Here is a 17,446-nt window from a genome sequence, read left to right as displayed (position 1 = left end):
TTTCCCCGTAACGTGTTAGTTCATGTGGCAAAGACGATGAGATCGCGGGCGTTCCAGCCAAGATGCACGGTTTCGCCTTCTGCAAACTGGCTGTGGCCGATAGGGTCGTGATCGAAGACGCGCATCAACACGTCTCCCAAGGCAGGAACCCGCAATTCATAGACGATGCGTTCGCCCTCGAAGATCGCATCCGTAACGATGCCTTCAAGCACGGTATCGAGTTCTGCATGCGCTGCGGCGCTGCCGCCGATGCGGATCTGTTCGGCGCGGATTGCGCACGAGACATTTGCGCCGGCGGCAACCGGTCCGTGCCCCTCGCCTGCCATGCCTACGAGAGCCGTTCCCGCGTCGACCCGCACGAGATTGCCGTCGAACGAAGATACCTTGCCGGAAATGAAATTGGTGACGCCGATGAAGTTCGCCACAAAGGCGTTGGACGGGTTGCGATAGGTTTCGGATGGCTGCGCCATCTGCTGGATTTCACCGCCATCCATGACGATGATTTCGTCAGATACGACGAGCGCTTCACGCTGGTCGTGGGTGACATTGATGGTCGTGACGCCAAGCTCCCGCTGGATACGGCGGAATTCGAGCTGCATTTCCTCGCGCAGCTTGCGGTCAAGCGCTGCCAGAGGTTCGTCGAGCAGAAGCAGGTCCGGTTCGAAAACGAGGGCGCGCGCGATGGCCACGCGCTGCTGCTGGCCACCGGACAGCTCGTGCACACGCCGCCCGCCAAGGCCGTTGAGGCGAACGAGGTCGAGATAGCGTTCCACCCGCTCGGGGATGGAACGCGCATCGAAGCGGCGCATTTTCAGCGGAAACGCGACGTTTTCGGCCGCCGTCATATGCGGGAAAAGCGCGAGTTTCTGGAAAACCATGCCGATGGAGCGCTTGTGCGGCGGCACGGCGCTGACAGCTTCATCGTTGATGAAGATTTCGCCGATGCTGGGTTTCTGGAAACCGGCAATGAGACGGAGTAGCGTCGTCTTGCCGGAACCCGATGGCCCGAGAATGGTCAGAAAACGGCCTTTGGCGAGATCGAAAGATGCCGCACGCACGGCATGGAAGCCGTTATAGATCATGCTGACATTGTTGACCGATACGGCAGCCGGTCCGTTGGAGACTTTACGGCCAGTTCCGGTTTCGGTTGTATTCATCGCTGTTTCCCATTTCAGTCAAAGCACCGGAAGGAGCTTTATGAAGTTATTTCAATCCTGTTTCGCAATCTGCTGATGTTTCCCTTGAGAATATCAGATTGATGCGAGATAGCCGCCGTCGATCGGGATCACCTGCCCCGTGACATAGGACGATGCGGCGCTTGCCAGAAACACCACGGCGCCCGCAACATCTTCCATTGCGCCGAAACGCCCCTGCGGAATTTTGGCCAGCATCGCCTTCTGCCAGTCATCGTTTTCGTAAAACACATCCGTCATGGCCGTGCGGAAATAGCCCGGCGCAATGCCGTTGACGCGGATGCCGGAGGGCGCCCATTCGGTCGCCAGAGCGTGTGTCATGCCCATGAGGCCGGATTTGGAAGAACCATAGGGAGCGGCGGTCGGCACGCCGACATAGGAGGTCAGCGAGCACAGATTGATGATCGCCCCACCCTTTCCGCTGTCGGTCATGTGGCGGGCAGCGGCCTGCGCGCAGAAGAACGCGCCTTTGAGGTTGGTCGCCACGATGCGATCCCAGAGCGCTTCGTCCACATCGAGCGAGGGACGGATTTCTTCATAACCTGCATTGTTGACGAGAATATCGAGGCCGCCGAGTGCATCTTTCGCTTGCGCGATGGCGGCTCCACAGGCCGCGACATCGCGCACATCGAGCGAAAGGGATGCCGAGGCGCGGCCATGAGCGGCGATACGGGATGCCGTGTCGGAGAGGTCGTCGGACTTGCGCGCTGTAATGGCGACATCGGCACCAGCCGAGGCGAGTGCTTCGGCAATGGCCTGTCCCAGTCCCCGGCTCGCACCGGTAACCAGCGCTTTACGCCCGCTAAGGTCGAAAAGCGATAAAACCTGCATCATGTTCCCCTGCGGACCTTTGGCAAAACAATATTGTTGCCCGAACTTCTACTTGTTCTGGCCCTAATGTTTAGCAATTTTTTGTGGTCTCCCCAGCATAGGACCATCTTTTTCATAACTTGTCTATACATATATATACAAAATTGGATTTCAGTCTTAGAACTTCTCTCCAAAAGGCGCACGTCATGCGAAACGCTGCACTGGAGGAGAACGTGGATGGCACAGGAAAAAGCCCGGCTTGGCGATCTGATTCGGCCTGAAATTCACTGCCTTAGCCCCTATAATGCTGGTCTCACCATTGCCGAGGTGGAAGCGCGTTATCACCCTCCGTCGATTGCAAAACTGGGCTCCAACGAAAACCCGCTCGGACCTTCGCCGAAGGTAAAGGCCCTCTTTTCCGGTGCCCATGATCTGCTGCGGCTCTACCCTGATCCATCTGGACGCGAACTGACGCGGGAAATCGCGACTGAGTTCGATTGGCCGCAAGATTGCATCATTCTAGGCAACGGATCGGAAGACCTGATCGGCGTTATCTGCCGGACGGTTTTGCGGCCCGGCGAGCGGGTGGTCACACTTTACCCGTCCTTTCCGCTGCACGAGGACTATGCAACGACAATGGGCGCGACCGTCGATCGGATTGAAGTGACGCCGTCGCTTGAGGTCGATATCGATGCGTTGGTGGCTGCGACTGCAACGGCTCCACGTCTCGTGATATTCGCAAATCCGCTCAATCCGGTCGGAACATGGCTGACACCGGAAGCTATGCAGCGCGTTATCGAGGCTGTTTCGCCAGAAACGTTGCTGGTTGTTGACGAAGCCTATGCGGAATATGCGGTTGGTGAGGATTATCCGTCTGCCGCTGCACTTCTGCGCGACAGCGCTCTCAACTGGGTGGCGCTGCGCACTTTTTCAAAGGCTTATGGGTTGGCCGGAGCCCGTCTCGGGTTCGGGCTTGTCAGCGACCCGGAATTGCGCGGGTTTCTGGATCGGGCCCGCACGCCTTTCAACGTCAACGGCATTGCGCAGGCAGCGGGACTGGTTGCACGCCGCGACAAAGACCATCTGGCAAAGGGGATTGCGCTAGCGCTTCGTGAACGGGAGCGTCTGGCCGGCTTCCTGAGCGAGCGGCAAATCCGTTTCGCCCGCTCCAAAGGGAATTTTCTGTTCATCGATGTGAAGTCGGATTCCGTTGCGTTGGCCGAAAAGCTCCTGCGGGACGGCGTTATCGTGAAGCCCTGGAAGCAGGAAGGCTATACGACTTTTATCCGCGTCAGCGTGGGTGCCCCGGAAGAGAACGATCTTTTCATGCGCTCTTTCGAAAAGGCCATGGGGCTGGCGTAAATTTGAAAGCAGGTTTCGGGAGGCTCGCTCCTGATCTCGTGCTAGAAAGGTCGCATGAGAGATCTTTTCGACCAGACTGAGCCGCGTGAAATCCTGGCGCCCGGCGCCGTGCTTCTACGCGGCTTTGCACTTCCGAGCGAGGCCGCTGTTTTGAAAGCGGTGGTGGATGTTTCCGCCGCCGCGCCTTTCCGTCACATGACGACCCCCGGAGGGTATCGCATGTCGGTCGCGATGACGAATTGCGGAGAATTCGGCTGGGTCACTGACCAGACCGGCTATCGTTACAGTACCGACGACCCGGAAACCGGCCTGCTTTGGCCTGCGATGCCGGATGCGTTTCGCACGCTTGCCCAAAGTGCTGCCCATGAAGCTGGCTATCCCGACTTCGAGCCGGATGCCTGTCTCATCAATCGTTATGAACCGGGCGCGAAACTTTCATTGCATCAGGACAAGGACGAACAGGATTTCAACAATCCGATCGTTTCAGTATCGCTTGGTCTGCCCGCGACTTTCCAGTTTGGCGGACTGAAGCGAACCGACCCGATTGCGAAATATATCCTGCATCATGGTGACGTGGTTGTGTGGGGTGGATCGTCACGTCTCTTCTATCATGGCATACTCGCCCTGAAGCGAGGCGAGCATGAAAAACTTGGGCAATTTCGCCTTAATTTAACGTTCCGAAAATCGCGCTGAGAGTCACCAAACGCGATTATCGGAGCGGAAAAGCGACAGAAATCGCCTTTTAATTGTGGCGAACGACCGTTCTTTTTGCGGCAATTTTGTGGCGGATAGCGTTTTTAGTTAAACGCCCCGCCATCGCTTTTGCTCTCCGGACGCTCCTTCGCAACCTTGTCGCGGTAGCCGCTCGCCCTGTAAGCGGCAATCGGTTCGATGGCTCCGCCAGTGCGGCGGCGCGCTTCCGCAAGGATCGGTTCGACATCGGTTCGATAGGCGCGTTTGAGCGTATCGGATGCCATCAGCGCATCGTTTTCCTGCTGGTAGGTTTCCAGCGCTTCGCGATCCACCAGAAGCGCCTGCGCATAGGCGCGGCGGATTTCATTGGCGGATGAGATCAGGCTTTCCAGCGGATCGGTCACATTATGCGACTGGTCGATCATATGGGCCGGGTGGAAGTCCGCCACGCCGCGATATTCCGCATCGACCAACTCATTGAAAACAAGGAACAATCGATACGGATCAATGGAGCCGGCGTCGAGATCGTCATCGCCATATTTGCTGTCGTTGAAATGGAATCCGCCGAGTTTCCCGAACTGGATCAGCCGCGCGACGATCATTTCAATATTGGTGTTGGGCGCATGATGGCCGAGATCGACCAGACATTGCGCCTTCGGACCAAGTGTCGAGGCGATGAGATAATTGGTGCCCCAGTCCTGAACCACCGTCGAGTAGAAGGCCGGTTCATACATCTTGTGTTCGGAGAACAGGCGCCAGTCGTCGGGCAATGCGTGATAGATTTCGCCCATGGAAGCCAGATAGCGCTCAAAGGCGCGGGTGAAATTCTGCTGGCCCGGAAAGTTGGAGCCATCGCTCAGCCATACGGTCAAGGCCTTGGAACCTATGGCTTTTCCGATTTCGATGCATTCGATATTGTGCTCGACGGCCTGCGCCCGCACTGCCGGATCGACATGGGTAAGCGATCCGAATTTGTAGGAAAGCTTCTGGTCTGCGCCGTCGGCAAATGTATTGGAGTTCATGGCGTCGAAGCCGAGACCAAGCGCTTGCGCATGGGCTTTAAGCTTCTTCGGATCGGCCTTGTCCCATGGAATATGCAGGGAAACATTCGGTGTGGCACGGCAAAGCTCGTTGATGACGGCGCAATCGTCGAGCTTGTCGAAAATGCCGCGCGGTTCACCCCTTCCCGGAAAGCGCCCGAAACGGGTGCCGCCCGTGCCGGTACCCCATGATGGAACGGCGACGAAATAGGATGCCACCTTGTCTGTAATCGTGTCGATCTCGATGCCACGGCGCAAAAGCTGTTCGCCGAGCGCCTGATAATCGCTCTTCAATGCATTATCGAAACCGGAATTATGCTCGGCGATGAAATCTGCCGCAATGCGTTGCTCGGACATGGTTCCTCCCAGAATGTCCAGATTATACGATCAGCGCGGAAAGCTCTGCTGGTTTCCGGCGTCGACATTGATGATGTTGCCGGTCGACTTTGCCGAAGCATCGCTTGCAAGGAAGTAGATGGCCTCTGCTATGTCTTCGGGGAAAACATTCAGCTTCAGCATGGAGCGCTTGCGATAATGTTCCTCAAGTTCGGAAACATCAATCTTCGAGGATGCAGCACGCTGTTCACGCCATTCGCCGTCCCAGATCTTGGAGCCGCGCAAAACCGCATCAGGGTTGACCACATTGACGCGAATACCTGCATCGGCGCCTTCCAGCGCCAGACAACGCGCCAGATGGATTTCCGCAGCCTTTGCAGCGCAATAGGCCGAAGCATTGGGCGAAGCTGCAAGACCATTCTTGGAAGCGACGAACACCACATTGCCGCCGATTTTCTGGCGGCGGAACAAGCGGAATGCCTCGCGCGAAACGAGGAAATAGCCGGTCGCCAGAATGTCGATATTACGATTCCACATGGAGAGTTCGGTGGTTTCCACCGGCGCGGATGATGCAATACCGGCATTGGACACCAGAATGTCGATGCCGCCGAGTTCAACGCTGGCCTCGACAAAGGCGTTTACGACGCCCTTTTCGTCGGTCACGTTCAGTTCCACGCTGCGCACCTGATCGGTGCCGAAACGCCTAACGAGATTCTCGTGAGCGGTTTTGAGCGATCCTTCATCAATATCCGCCAGAACCACGCAAGCGCCCTCGCCTGCCAGCCGTTCCGCTGTGGCAAAGCCGATGCCGCCAGCGCCGCCGGTAATGAATGCAATGCGCCCCGCGAGGCTCTTCGGCTTTGGCATGCGCTGCAGCTTGGCTTCTTCAAGCAGCCAATATTCGATATCGAAGGCTTCCTGTTCAGGCAGGCCCTGATATTCCGATACGCCGGATGCACCGCGCATCACATTGATAGCGTTCACATAAAACTCACCAGCGATGCGCGCAGTCGCCTTGTCGCGCGCGAAGGACAGCATGCCGACACCGGGGATCAGGAAAATCACCGGATTGGGATCGCGCATCTTCGGCGAATTGTCATGCTTGCACGCCTCGTAATAGCGCTTGTAATCGGCGCGATAGGCTTCCAGTGCACCCTCAAGTCCGGCAACCACGGCGTTGATATCGGGCTTGGCCGGATCGAAATTAACGACCAGCGGACGGATTTTGGTGCGCAGGAAATGGTCCGGGCAGGAGGTGCCGAGTGCCGCGAGCGGATGCAGCTCTTTCGAGTTCACGAATTCCAGCACGGCATCCTGATCATCGAAATGACCGAGCTTGCGCTCATCCTTGCCGATCAGTCCGCGAATTTCCGGCATCAGCCGCGCTGCAATGGCCCGGCGCTCGGAAACTGGGAGGCTCTGCGCGACAGCACCACCGAAAGCAGGCTTGCCTGCCGTCTTCTGGTCCAGCCATTCAATGGCCTTGTTGATGATGGCGAGCGTGGTTTCGTAACAAGTTTTCGCATCATTGGCCCAGGTGAAAAGCCCATGACTTTCAAGGGCAACACCCTTAGCGTTAGGATTTGACTTCACGAAGGCTTCAAGGTCGAGACCAAGCTGGAAACCGGGACGACGCCACGGCAGCCAGCCGATCTCATCGCCGAAAACCTCGGCCGTCAGTTCACGGGAGTTTTTGGAGGCGGCGATTGCGATGATCGCATCGGGATGCATGTGGTCCACATGCTTGAAAGCGACAAATCCATGCAGCGGCGTATCAATGGAAGCGGCGCGCGGGTTGAGATTGAAGGTGCAGTGCGGCAGGAAACCGACCATGCGGTCCTCGTCCTCGACACCCTTATAGATGCCTTTCAGCGCGTCGAGCTTGTCCTGATAAAGCGTGGCGAAGCCGTCGAGCTTGATCGTGCCGACATCGCCGCCCGATCCCTTGACCCAGAGAACCTGAACCTTTTCGCCGGTCAGCGGGTCGGCTTCCTCGACCTTTGCAGACGTGTTGCCACCGCCGTAATTGGTGATGCGCTTGTCGGAACCGAGCAGATTGGAGCGGTAAAGCAGCTTGCCGGGTTCATCCATCGTTGCCGCCTTAGCGTCATCCCATCGGTTTTCGAGAAGCCTGCTTTGGGCCACCATGTCATCCTCCCAAGTCTGTTATGGTCAACCGCAATCCGCATATCCGTCCCATGCAAAAGCGATCATGTTGCGGCAGATATGACGTATCAAACGAATTGCTGTCAATCACAAACGATCATAATCAATCATTAATGTGATTATTGTGCACCTTTGTGATTGTTTGTGATTGACAGGCGCGACATTTATGCCCGATACAAAGACAAGGAGGAGCCATGCACGAAAGAGAGCGCCACCGTATCATCCTGAGTGCTGTTCAGGAAAAGCCGGTGATTACCATTCAGGATCTGGTGGAACTGACGGAGGCGTCGGAAGCGACACTTCGCCGGGATATTGCGTCGCTCCATATGCAGGGCAGGATCAAGCGCGTACGCGGTGGTGCAGAGGCTATTCATCCGCCGCAGTTCGGCAATCTTGCGGGCCGTCCTTTCAAGGTTTCGGAATCGGAAAATGCAGATCGCAAGCGCGCAATAGCTCGTGAAGCGGTTGCGCTGTGCGAGGAAGGCGACAGCATCATCATCAATGGCGGGTCCACGACTTTCCAGATGGTGCATTATCTTGCTCCGCGCCGCCTTCAGGTGCTGACTAATTCGTTTGCCATTGCTGAACATCTTCTGCGCCAGTCGAAAAGCACAGTGATCGTGCCCGGCGGCGCGATCTATCGCGACCAGAGCCTGATCCTGTCGCCATTCGATAATGACGTCATCCGCAATTTTTACGGACGGCGCATGTTCATGGGCTGTCAGGGTGTCAGCCCGCTTGGCGTGATGGAATCCGATGCGCTGATCATCCAGAGCGAACAAAAACTGATGGGCCAGGCGGATGAACTCGTCCTGATGGTCGATTCATCGAAATTCACACGCCGGTCCAGCCTCATTCTCTGTCCTCTCGACCGGGTCAGCACGCTGATCACTGATGATGGCATTTCCGATGAGGCGCGGCGGATGGTGGAAAATGCGGGTATCCGGCTCATTGTGGCGCAGGTTTCCGCAAATACCGGCAAGGGCGGCGAACAAGGGGATTCTGTCGAGGTTGCCTGAGCCGGAACAAGCGAAACATATGTCTTTATACTGGGAGGAACGAGACATGAAACTTTTCAAGAAACTCGCATTAGGCACTGCGCTGGCTGTCGCCTTCATGGCTGCCCAAGCGCAGGCCGCCGATATGAAGATCGGGCTTGTCGCAAAATCGCTCGGTAACGGCTTCTTCGAAGCCGCCAACAAGGGCGCGCAGGAAGCTGCCAAGGAACTTGGCGGCGTAGAAGTCATCTATACCGGCCCGACCACCACGACGGCGGAAGGTCAGATCGAGGTCATCAATTCCCTGATCGCGCAGGGTGTGGACGCCATCGCCATTTCGGCCAACGACCCGGATGCTGTCGTCCCTGCCCTGAAGAAGGCCGCACAGCGCGGCATCAAGGTGATCTCGTGGGATTCGGGCGTCGCACCTGAAGGTCGTATCGTCCACCTCAACCCGTCTTCCAACGAACTGATCGGCAAGATGTGCCTCAAGCTCGCAGCCGATCACCTGCCGGATGGCAAGGGCGATTTCGCGATCCTGTCTGCTACCACCACTTCGACCAACCAGAATATCTGGATCGGCGAGATGAAAAAGCAGCTCAAGGATTTTCCGGGCCTCAATCTGGTGACGACCGTTTATGGTGACGACCTGGCCGACAAGAGCTACCGCGAAGCGCAAGGACTGCTGACTTCAAATCCGAATGTGAAGGTCATCGTGGCACCGACGACCGTTGGCGTCCTCGCTGCCTCGCAGGCCGTGAAGGATGCAGGCAAGATTGGTGATGTCTATGTGACCGGCCTTGGTCTTCCGTCCGAAATGGCCGGCGCCATCAAGTCGGGCGCAACCAAGGAATTCGCCATCTGGAACCCGATCGACCTTGGCTATTCGGCAACCCAGATTGCCTATCATCTCGTAAAGGGTGATGCCGATGGCAAGCCGGGCTCGGAAATCGAAGCCGGGCGCATGGGCAAGATCAAGATTGGTGACAATGGCGAAGCCGCAATGAGCGATCCATTCGTCTATGACGCGTCGAATATCGACGAATTCTCCAAGGTCTTCTGATCGGTAAGCGCGTCCCGAAAAGTGGAAACCGGTTTTCGGAAAAGATGCGCGTCCAAAAAAAGCGGCATTGGATATGCAACCCCCAATGCCGCCTATCGTTTTCCAAACCCGACTTCAGGTATCTGCGATGAATGCAGCCTTTCAATCCAGCGGCCCATCCGGCGGAGAGCCGACGCTTGCCGCCACGGATCAGCCCATTCTGGAAATGCGCGGCATAGCCAAGACGTTTCCGGGGGTGCGTGCGCTCGATGACGTGAACATCGCGCTTTATCCCGGCAAGGTGACGGCCCTGATCGGAGAGAATGGCGCTGGCAAGTCCACGCTTGTGAAAATCCTGACTGGCATCTACCAGCCCGACGAAGGCGAAATCCTTATCGACGGCAAGCCGGTGCATTTTGCAACCGCACAGGATGCGACCGATCACGGCGTAACGGCCATTCATCAGGAAACCGTGCTTTTCGACGAATTGTCGGTGGGCGAAAACATCTATCTCGGCCATGCGCCTCGCACGAGGTTCGGTTTCGTCAACTGGAAGGCTGTCTATGCCCGTTCGCAGGCCTTGCTGTCCTCGCTGGAAACGACGGTCAATGCGCGCATCAAGTTGAAGGAACTGTCCATCGCCCAGCGCCATCTTGTCGCCATTGCCCGCGCGCTGTCGGTGGATTCGCGCATCGTCATCATGGACGAGCCGACTGCAGCCCTGTCGCGCAAGGAAGTGGACGACCTGTTTCGCATCGTGGCGCGCTTGAAAGCACAGGGCAAAGCCATCCTGTTCATCAGCCACAAATTCGATGAAGTCTACGAAATCGCCGATAATTATGCGGTTTTCCGCGACGGGCACGCCGTCGGACATGGCACGCTTGCCGATACGCGGCAGAACGATATTGTGCGCATGATGGTCGGGCGGTCTGTCGAACAGGCTTTCCCCAAGCAGGATGTCGCCATCGGCAAGCCGGTGCTCAAGGTCGAAAATTATTCGCATCCAACCGAATTTCGCGACATTTCCTTTGAGCTGCGCAAGGGTGAAATCCTTGGCGTCTACGGTCTTGTCGGCGCTGGACGTTCGGAATTCGCACAATCGCTGTTCGGCATTACCAGGCCTTCCCATGGCCGCGTGACGCTCGAAGATCGCGAGATCAGCATTCACCGCCCCGGCGATGCGGTGGCGCATGGCATCGTCTATGTGCCGGAAGAGCGTGGGCGCCACGGCGCCGTGCTGCAACTGCCGATCTTCCAGAATGTATCGCTGCCGTCGCTCGCCCGCACTTCGCGCAATGGCTTTCTGCGCATGGCGGAAGAACTGGCATTGGCGCGCAAATATGCCGAGCGTTTTGACCTGCGCGCCGCCGCACTTTCGGTCCCTGTAGGCACCCTTTCCGGCGGCAACCAGCAGAAGGTCGTCATCGGCAAGTGGCTTGCCACCAAGCCGAAGGTCATCATTCTCGACGAGCCGACCAAGGGCATCGATATCGGTTCCAAGGCTGCTGTCCACGCCTTTATCAGCGAACTCGCCGCCGAGGGGCTCAGCATCATCATGATCTCGTCGGAACTGCCGGAAATCATCGGCATGTCTGACCGCGTGATGGTCATGCGCGAAGGGCTGATGGAAGGCGTCTTCGAGCGCGCCAACCTCGATGCGGAAGTGTTGGTGCGCGCCGCCACTGGAAACACGGAGTAGATGATGAAACAGTTGCTCAAGCAGCGCGAACTCCTGCTCCTTGTCATTATCGCTCTTCTGGTGGGGCTGTTCGCAAGCCGCGCTCCGGGCTTTGCCAGCGTGCATAATCTGGCGAATATTTTCAACGATACGTCCATCCTCATCATTATCGCACTTGGACAGATGGCGGTCATCCTGACCAAGTCCATCGATCTGTCGGTCGCCGCCAACCTTGCCTTTACCGGCATGGCCGTGGCGATGCTGAATGCCACCTATCCGGGCCTGCCGCTCGTGCTTCTGATCGTGCTGGCAATTGGCATCGGTGCGGTTCTGGGCGCGATCAACGGCATTCTGGTCTGGAAACTCAACATTCCGGCGATTGTCGTCACGCTTGGCACGCTTACCATCTATCGCGGCATGGCCTTCGTACTCTCCGGCGGCGCGTGGGTGAATGCGCATCAGATGACCGCGCCATTTCTCAACACGCCGCGCACGCCTTTTCTTGGCCTGCCGCTTTTAGGCTGGACGGCGATCCTCATTGTTGCGCTCGTCTATGTGCTGCTGACGCGGACATTCTTCGGACGTGCGCTTTATGCCTCCGGCGGCAACCCGACCGCCGCCGTCTATACCGGCATCAATGTGGGCCGCACGCGCTTCTTCGCCTTCGTGCTTTCGGGGGCGCTTGCTGGGCTTTGCGGCTATCTCTGGGTGTCGCGCTATGCCGTCGCCTATGTGGATGTGGCCGCCGGATTCGAACTTGACAGCGTTGCGGCCTGCGTCATTGGCGGCATCTCGACACTTGGCGGGATAGGTTCTGTCGCCGGTGCGGTTCTTGGCGCCCTGTTCCTCGGCGTCATCAAGAACGCCCTCCCCGTCATCAACATATCGCCCTTCTGGCAGATGGCGATTTCCGGCTCTGTCATCATCTTGGCCGTTATCTTCAACGCAAGGCAGGAAAAGCGGCGCGGACGCATCATCCTGCGCGACAAGGCTGCAAAGACTTATGAGGAGGTTGCGGCATGAACAACGAACAGCGCCGTCACATTCCGGACCGGCTCGGAACGCCCTTCTCGCGCATCTTCGCAAGCTGGGAAATGCTTCTGCTTGGTGTCGCGATTGCGATTTTCATCGCCAATTCCTTCGCCTCGCCCTACTTCCTCAATGCGTGGAACCTGTCGGATGCCACGTTCAATTTCACCGAAAAGGCATTGATCGCCTTTGCGATGACGCTGCTTATCATCTCTGGCGAAATCGACCTTTCGGTCGCAGCCATTATCGCGCTTGCCTCGACGGCCATGGGCGCGGCGGCGCAAGCAGGTGTCGGTACCCCAGGCCTCGTGATGATCGGCATCGGCACCGGTCTTGTCTGCGGCGCGATCAATGGCGGGCTGGTTGCCGGGCTGAAACTGCCGTCCATCGTTGTGACCATCGGCACGATGAGCCTTTTCCGCGGCATTTCCTATATCGTGCTGGGCGATCAGGCCTTTGGCGGTTACCCGGCAAGCTTTGCCTATTTCGGACAGGGCTATGTGTTCTGGGTGATCTCTTTCGAATTTGCGCTGTTCGTTCTGTTTGCCGTGCTGTTCGGGGTGCTGCTGCACTGGACCAGCTTCGGACGCCGCATCTATGCCATCGGCAACAATGAATTCGCGGCGCGCTTTTCCGGCATTCCGGTTGAGAAAACCAAATTCGTACTTTTCCTGATGACGGGCGTGATGAGCGGCATCGCCGCCGTCTGCCTGACCTCGCGCCTCGGCTCGACGCGTCCGTCCATTGCGCAAGGCTGGGAACTGGAAGTCGTTACCATGGTCGTGCTGGGCGGCGTGTCGATCCTCGGCGGTTCCGGCACTATCGTCGGCGTGGTGATCGCCGCTTTCGTGATGGGCCTCGTGACCTTCGGGCTCGGGCTTCTCAACGTGCCGGGCATCGTCATGTCGATTTTCATCGGCCTCCTGCTCATCGTCACCATTTCTCTGCCGATCCTCTTCCGGCAGTTCAAGGGGAGACGCGCCGCATGACTGGCGAACGCTACGCATTCCGCATGAAGCTCAATCCGGGCATGGAGATGGAATATCGCCGCCGTCATGACGAGATATGGCCGGAACTGGTCGAACTTCTGCACGAGGCAGGCGTGTCGGACTATGCCATCTATCTCGATGAAGAGACCAATAACCTGTTTGGCGTTCTGACACGTAAGTCCAACCATGGCATGGCCGCCCTGCCCGATCATCCAGTGATGAAAAAGTGGTGGGCGCATATGGCAGACATCATGGCGACAAACCCGGACAATTCGCCGGTTTCCGTGGACCTCAAGCCAGTCTTTCATATGCCATGAAGCGCATCGCCATTCTCGATATCGGCAAGACCAATGCCAAAGTCGTGGTGCTCGATGCGGCAAGCGGCGAGGAGATCGTTGCAAACCGCATGTCCAATACGGTGCTGCGCGATGGCCCCTATCCGCATTATGACATCGAGGCGCTGTGGCGTTTCTTTCTGACAAGTCTCGCGGAATTTGCGCAAGAGCAGGGCTTTGATGCGATCTCCATCACGACGCATGGCGCAGCGGCGGCTCTCGTCGCAGAAGATGGCACATTGGCGATGCCAGTTCTCGACTATGAACTCGACTATTCGGCTGAAACCCACGCAGCCTATGCCGCGATCAAACCGAATTTCCGAGATACATTTTCGCCGACCCTGTCGCTCGGCCTCAATCTGGGTGCGCAGCTTCACTATCTGAAGATGACGTTTCCCGATGATTTTGCGCGCACGCATTTCATATTCACTTATCCGCAATATTGGGCCTGGCGCCTGACCGGAGTTGCCGCAACGGAGGTGACGTCACTTGGTTGCCACACCGATCTATGGCTGCCGAAGAAAGCCACCTTCTCGCCCCTTGTTGACCGGCTGGACATTCGCGACAAGTTCCCACCGCTTCGCTCCGCCTTCGATGCACTCGGTAACCTGCTTCCGGAAATTGCACAGGAAATCGGCCTGAAAATGCCTGTTCCGGTGCGTTGCGGCATTCACGACTCCAACGCATCGCTGCTCGCGCATCTGATGGATCGGGAAGGCCCGTTCTCGGTCGTCTCAACCGGGACGTGGGTTGTTAGTTTCGCCGTTGGCGGCAATTTTGATGGGCTGGACCCGGAACGCGATACGCTGGCCAATGTCGATGCCTATGGACGTGCCGTTCCATCCGCCCGTTACATGGGCGGGCGTGAATTCGACATCATGACCGATAGACTGGCTGTCCCACCGGTCACCGACCTGCCCGAAATTGTAACAAAGGTTCTGGCGCAGCAAACCATGGCGTTGCCTTCAGCCGTACCCGGTTGCGGCCCCTATCCAAATTCCAATCTTCACTGGATCAATGCCGATACTGCCAATGATGCGGAGCGCTATGTTGCCGCTTGTATCTATGCGGCGCTGATGACGGAAACCTGCCTTCACCTTTTGGGTGCTGATGGGCCAGTTATCGTCGAAGGGCCGTTTGCCGGAAATTCAGTCTATCTTGAAGCGCTGGCAAATTTTACGGGACGTGATGTCGAAGCCGTATCAGGATCAACTGGCACGTCGCTTGGTGCCGGATTGCTGGCGGGGGCAGCCGTGCCGGAAAAACACGGACGGATTTTCAGGCCGGGCAACGACGTCTATACCGCCTACCGAAAGCAATGGATTAGGAATACATTGTAAATTACTGAAATAAGAACGAATAAGCCCGGAAGATGCGAACGCTTTCCGGGCTTATTTTATTCAGCTTAGCGCCTTCTGCCGCGTCTCCACATCAATGAAGAAGGCGATAATACCGGCCAGCGCCAGAAGTCCGGCAAACAATGCCACTGCAACATAGAAGCTCTGGCTGATGACGAGCGCCAGCGCGGAGGGCGCAAGCAGGCCGCCGAGGCGGGCCATGGCGCCTGCCGCTCCCATGCCGCTTGCGCGCAATCCTGTCGGATAAAGTTCCGGCGTGAAAGCATAGAGTGCGCCCCATGTGCCAAGCAGGGCAAAGCTCATGATGAGAATGGATGCACCGACGACGGCAGAGCTGTTGGCCACTGTAAAGAGAGCGCAGGCAGCGGCGCTGATGAACAGGAACGCGATCAGCGTTTTCTTGCGTCCCCATGCTTCAACGCCATAGGCCGCGAGTGCGTAGCCCGGCAATTGGGCCAGTGCAACCACGACAAGGAAGCCATAACCGCGGACGAAGCCGAAACCATCACCAGCAAGCTTGGCCGGAATCCAGGTGAAAATGCCGTAATAAGACACTGAAACGAGGAACCAGATTGCAAGCGTCGTCAGCGTGCGCTGGCGCAGATTTGGAGACAGAAGCTTTTCGCCTGTCACCATAAGGGGCGCTTCAAGCCGGGCCTTCGGCGGCAGCTCCGGCTTGCCGTTACGGCGAAGCACGCGGTTCATCACCGATTTGGCTTCTTCCGGGCGTCCCGACTTCAATAGATGCATCGGGGATTCCGGCACCCAGAGGCGCAGCCATATGCCGATAAGGGCGGGCGCTGCCGTGACAACGAAGATATAGCGCCAAGCATCCTCTACGCCTGCAAGGCTGGTGGCCCATGCCGCAAGGGCGATGATAACAGTGCCGACCGCCCAGAAACCTTCGAGCATAACCAGCCATCGACCGCGATTTTTGGCCGGAAGGAATTCGGCCATCATCGCATAGTCAACTGGCAATGTTCCGCCGACTGCCACGCCGGTCATGAAGCGCAGGGCGAGCAAAATACCGAAACTTGGCGCAAATGCCGAAAGCAGTCCGAATATCGCATCGCAGGCGACAGTGATCAGAAGCACGCGACGGCGACCATATTTATCGGCCAGTCGTCCGAATACGGCTGCACCGATCAGCATGCCAAGGAAGAACAGCGTTCCGGTCTGCAATGCCTGTGGAATAGTCAGCCCAAATGTCTTTGCAATGGCTGCGCCGGTAAAGCCTACGGCCAGCACCTGCATGGCATCGGCGGCCCAGACAAGACCGAACACACCCAGAAGACCGCGTTGAAATGCGCCCGCACCTGCCTGATCGAGCGTCTGTTCGATGGTAACTTTCATGCCGCGATGTGTCCCCTGCTGCCGGCTGAATATATGCTGCCTTTTACAGCGCCGACGATGGGCTGCTGTCAATCGCCCTTTTCAGATATTGCCCGATCTTTTGCCTGCAAATATTCCCAGAAGCTCTCGGCATGGGCTGGAAGTGCCGCATCGTGACGATAGATGCGGACCTCGACCGTGAAATCCCAATAGGGATCAGTTGAGGCCGGTACGAGTTCGCCGCGCTGCAGTTCATCATAGATGAGGCTTTCGGGCAGCCAGGCCATCCCCCAGCCTGCAAGCGCCATGGCCTTCAGACCGATCGACATGGTGTTTTCGTGCACCACCTGACGCTTGAACGCGGTACCGGATGCAAATTTCTGCGACAGGGCAGCGCCAAAGAAGGAAAAGTCGCCATAGCTCAGATATGGCAGCGGTTCCCCGCTGGCGACCGCGTGATCGAGGATCGGGCCTGTCGGTGATGGGCGTGAGACCGGCATCAGCCGTTCGGTGCCGAGCACGATATAAGGAAATTGCGTGCGGTCGATCAGGATGGGCACGAAATTATGCGCATAGGTCAGGAAGAAGTGAACCTCTCCTTCCGTCAGCGTCGCGATAGTATCCTCAAAACCGCCGCGATCCGGACTGAGCAGGGAGCGGATGCCGCCAACATCGTCGTCGATTTGTTTCAGCCAATGCGGAAAGAACGTGACCGTCAGCGTGTGCAGCGCTGAAAATGTGAGGACGGGATTCTGAACTTCACGGCTCGGCTGCAGCGCCTTGCGCGTGTTGTAGAACTGGCGAACCGTATCCTGCGCGACAGGCAGGAAGGTTCGTCCCTCGCGGGTAAGCTCGGCAGGAAAAGTCGCGCGATTGACGAGTGTAACACCCAGCCAGAGTTCAAGCTGTTTGATGCGGCGGGAAAATGCGGATTGCGTCACATGACGGGCATCTGCCGCGCGCGAGAAACTCGACGTTGCCGCCAGCGCGATGAAGTCTTCCAGCCATTTCAGTTCCATTGGGTCGGGCCTTCTCTAGGGGAGTAGGGGAATAAGGGAATAGGTGAGTAGAGCATCAGAGGGGAA

15 protein-coding genes are annotated in these 17,446 nt (G+C 57.4%); 9 read left to right on the top strand and 6 right to left on the bottom strand.

Annotated features, from left to right (window positions below):
* Window positions 1–20: 20 nt before the first annotated feature.
* The gene (locus tag MKS82_RS19580; RefSeq protein ID WP_109988730.1) at window positions 21–1,157 is read right to left on the bottom strand and encodes an ABC transporter ATP-binding protein; all 1,137 of its coding nucleotides are present in this window, start codon (window positions 1,155–1,157) and stop codon (window positions 21–23) included.
* A 93-nt stretch (window positions 1,158–1,250) separates the two neighbouring features.
* Window positions 1,251–2,024, bottom strand: a complete 774-nt coding sequence (locus MKS82_RS19575; RefSeq protein WP_109988731.1) for an SDR family NAD(P)-dependent oxidoreductase — start codon at window positions 2,022–2,024, stop codon at window positions 1,251–1,253.
* Between the two features lie 216 nt (window positions 2,025–2,240).
* On the opposite strand from MKS82_RS19575, the gene MKS82_RS19570 reads away from it, so the two are divergent.
* On the top strand, window positions 2,241–3,365 hold the full coding sequence (locus MKS82_RS19570) for a histidinol-phosphate transaminase (RefSeq protein WP_109988732.1): 1,125 nt from the start codon (window positions 2,241–2,243) through the stop codon (window positions 3,363–3,365).
* 54 nt (window positions 3,366–3,419) lie between these two features.
* Window positions 3,420–4,058, top strand: a complete 639-nt coding sequence (gene alkB, locus MKS82_RS19565; protein WP_109988733.1) for a DNA oxidative demethylase AlkB — start codon at window positions 3,420–3,422, stop codon at window positions 4,056–4,058.
* Between the two features lie 104 nt (window positions 4,059–4,162).
* Here alkB and rhaI read toward each other — a convergent pair whose 3' ends face one another.
* Entirely contained in the window at window positions 4,163–5,455 is a 1,293-nt protein-coding gene (rhaI, locus tag MKS82_RS19560) for an L-rhamnose catabolism isomerase (RefSeq protein WP_109988734.1), read from the bottom strand.
* 30 nt (window positions 5,456–5,485) lie between these two features.
* Complete coding sequence (locus MKS82_RS19555) at window positions 5,486–7,582, bottom strand: bifunctional rhamnulose-1-phosphate aldolase/short-chain dehydrogenase (RefSeq protein ID WP_109988735.1); 2,097 nt, start codon at window positions 7,580–7,582, stop codon at window positions 5,486–5,488.
* A gap of 212 nt (window positions 7,583–7,794) precedes the next feature.
* On the opposite strand from MKS82_RS19555, the gene MKS82_RS19550 reads away from it, so the two are divergent.
* The 7 genes from MKS82_RS19550 to MKS82_RS19520 all read left to right on the top strand — a co-directional run bounded on the left by MKS82_RS19550 (window position 7,795) and on the right by MKS82_RS19520 (window position 15,011).
* Entirely contained in the window at window positions 7,795–8,619 is an 825-nt protein-coding gene (locus tag MKS82_RS19550; protein ID WP_109988736.1) for a DeoR/GlpR family DNA-binding transcription regulator, read from the top strand.
* A gap of 46 nt (window positions 8,620–8,665) precedes the next feature.
* Complete coding sequence (gene rhaS / locus MKS82_RS19545; RefSeq protein ID WP_109988737.1) at window positions 8,666–9,661, top strand: rhamnose ABC transporter substrate-binding protein; 996 nt, start codon at window positions 8,666–8,668, stop codon at window positions 9,659–9,661.
* A 127-nt stretch (window positions 9,662–9,788) separates the two neighbouring features.
* The gene (locus MKS82_RS19540; RefSeq protein WP_109988795.1) at window positions 9,789–11,339 is read left to right on the top strand and encodes a sugar ABC transporter ATP-binding protein; all 1,551 of its coding nucleotides are present in this window, start codon (window positions 9,789–9,791) and stop codon (window positions 11,337–11,339) included.
* A 3-nt stretch (window positions 11,340–11,342) separates the two neighbouring features.
* On the top strand, window positions 11,343–12,341 hold the full coding sequence (locus tag MKS82_RS19535) for an ABC transporter permease (protein ID WP_109988796.1): 999 nt from the start codon (window positions 11,343–11,345) through the stop codon (window positions 12,339–12,341).
* Complete coding sequence (locus MKS82_RS19530) at window positions 12,338–13,336, top strand: ABC transporter permease (RefSeq protein ID WP_109988738.1); 999 nt, start codon at window positions 12,338–12,340, stop codon at window positions 13,334–13,336. The genes MKS82_RS19535 and MKS82_RS19530 overlap by 4 nt, the downstream gene beginning before the upstream one ends.
* Window positions 13,333–13,653: an L-rhamnose mutarotase gene (gene rhaM / locus MKS82_RS19525; protein ID WP_109988739.1), complete on the top strand. Its 321-nt coding sequence runs from the start codon at window positions 13,333–13,335 to the stop codon at window positions 13,651–13,653. The genes MKS82_RS19530 and rhaM overlap by 4 nt, the downstream gene beginning before the upstream one ends.
* A complete protein-coding gene (locus tag MKS82_RS19520; protein WP_109988740.1) occupies window positions 13,650–15,011 on the top strand; it encodes an FGGY-family carbohydrate kinase in 1,362 nt (453 codons plus the stop codon). The genes rhaM and MKS82_RS19520 overlap by 4 nt, the downstream gene beginning before the upstream one ends.
* 60 nt (window positions 15,012–15,071) lie before the next feature.
* Here MKS82_RS19520 and MKS82_RS19515 read toward each other — a convergent pair whose 3' ends face one another.
* Window positions 15,072–16,382, bottom strand: a complete 1,311-nt coding sequence (locus MKS82_RS19515) for an MFS transporter (protein WP_109988741.1) — start codon at window positions 16,380–16,382, stop codon at window positions 15,072–15,074.
* A 68-nt stretch (window positions 16,383–16,450) separates the two neighbouring features.
* On the bottom strand, window positions 16,451–17,380 hold the full coding sequence (locus tag MKS82_RS19510) for a LysR family transcriptional regulator (RefSeq protein WP_109988742.1): 930 nt from the start codon (window positions 17,378–17,380) through the stop codon (window positions 16,451–16,453).
* Window positions 17,381–17,446 lie beyond the last annotated feature (66 nt).

Origin of the sequence: Ochrobactrum sp. A-1 (assembly GCF_022488005.1) — a bacterium.
Taxonomy (GTDB): domain Bacteria; phylum Pseudomonadota; class Alphaproteobacteria; order Rhizobiales; family Rhizobiaceae; genus Brucella.
The sequence above is the reverse complement of the archived record's forward strand: the minus strand, read 5'-3'. Positions and strand labels throughout refer to the sequence as shown.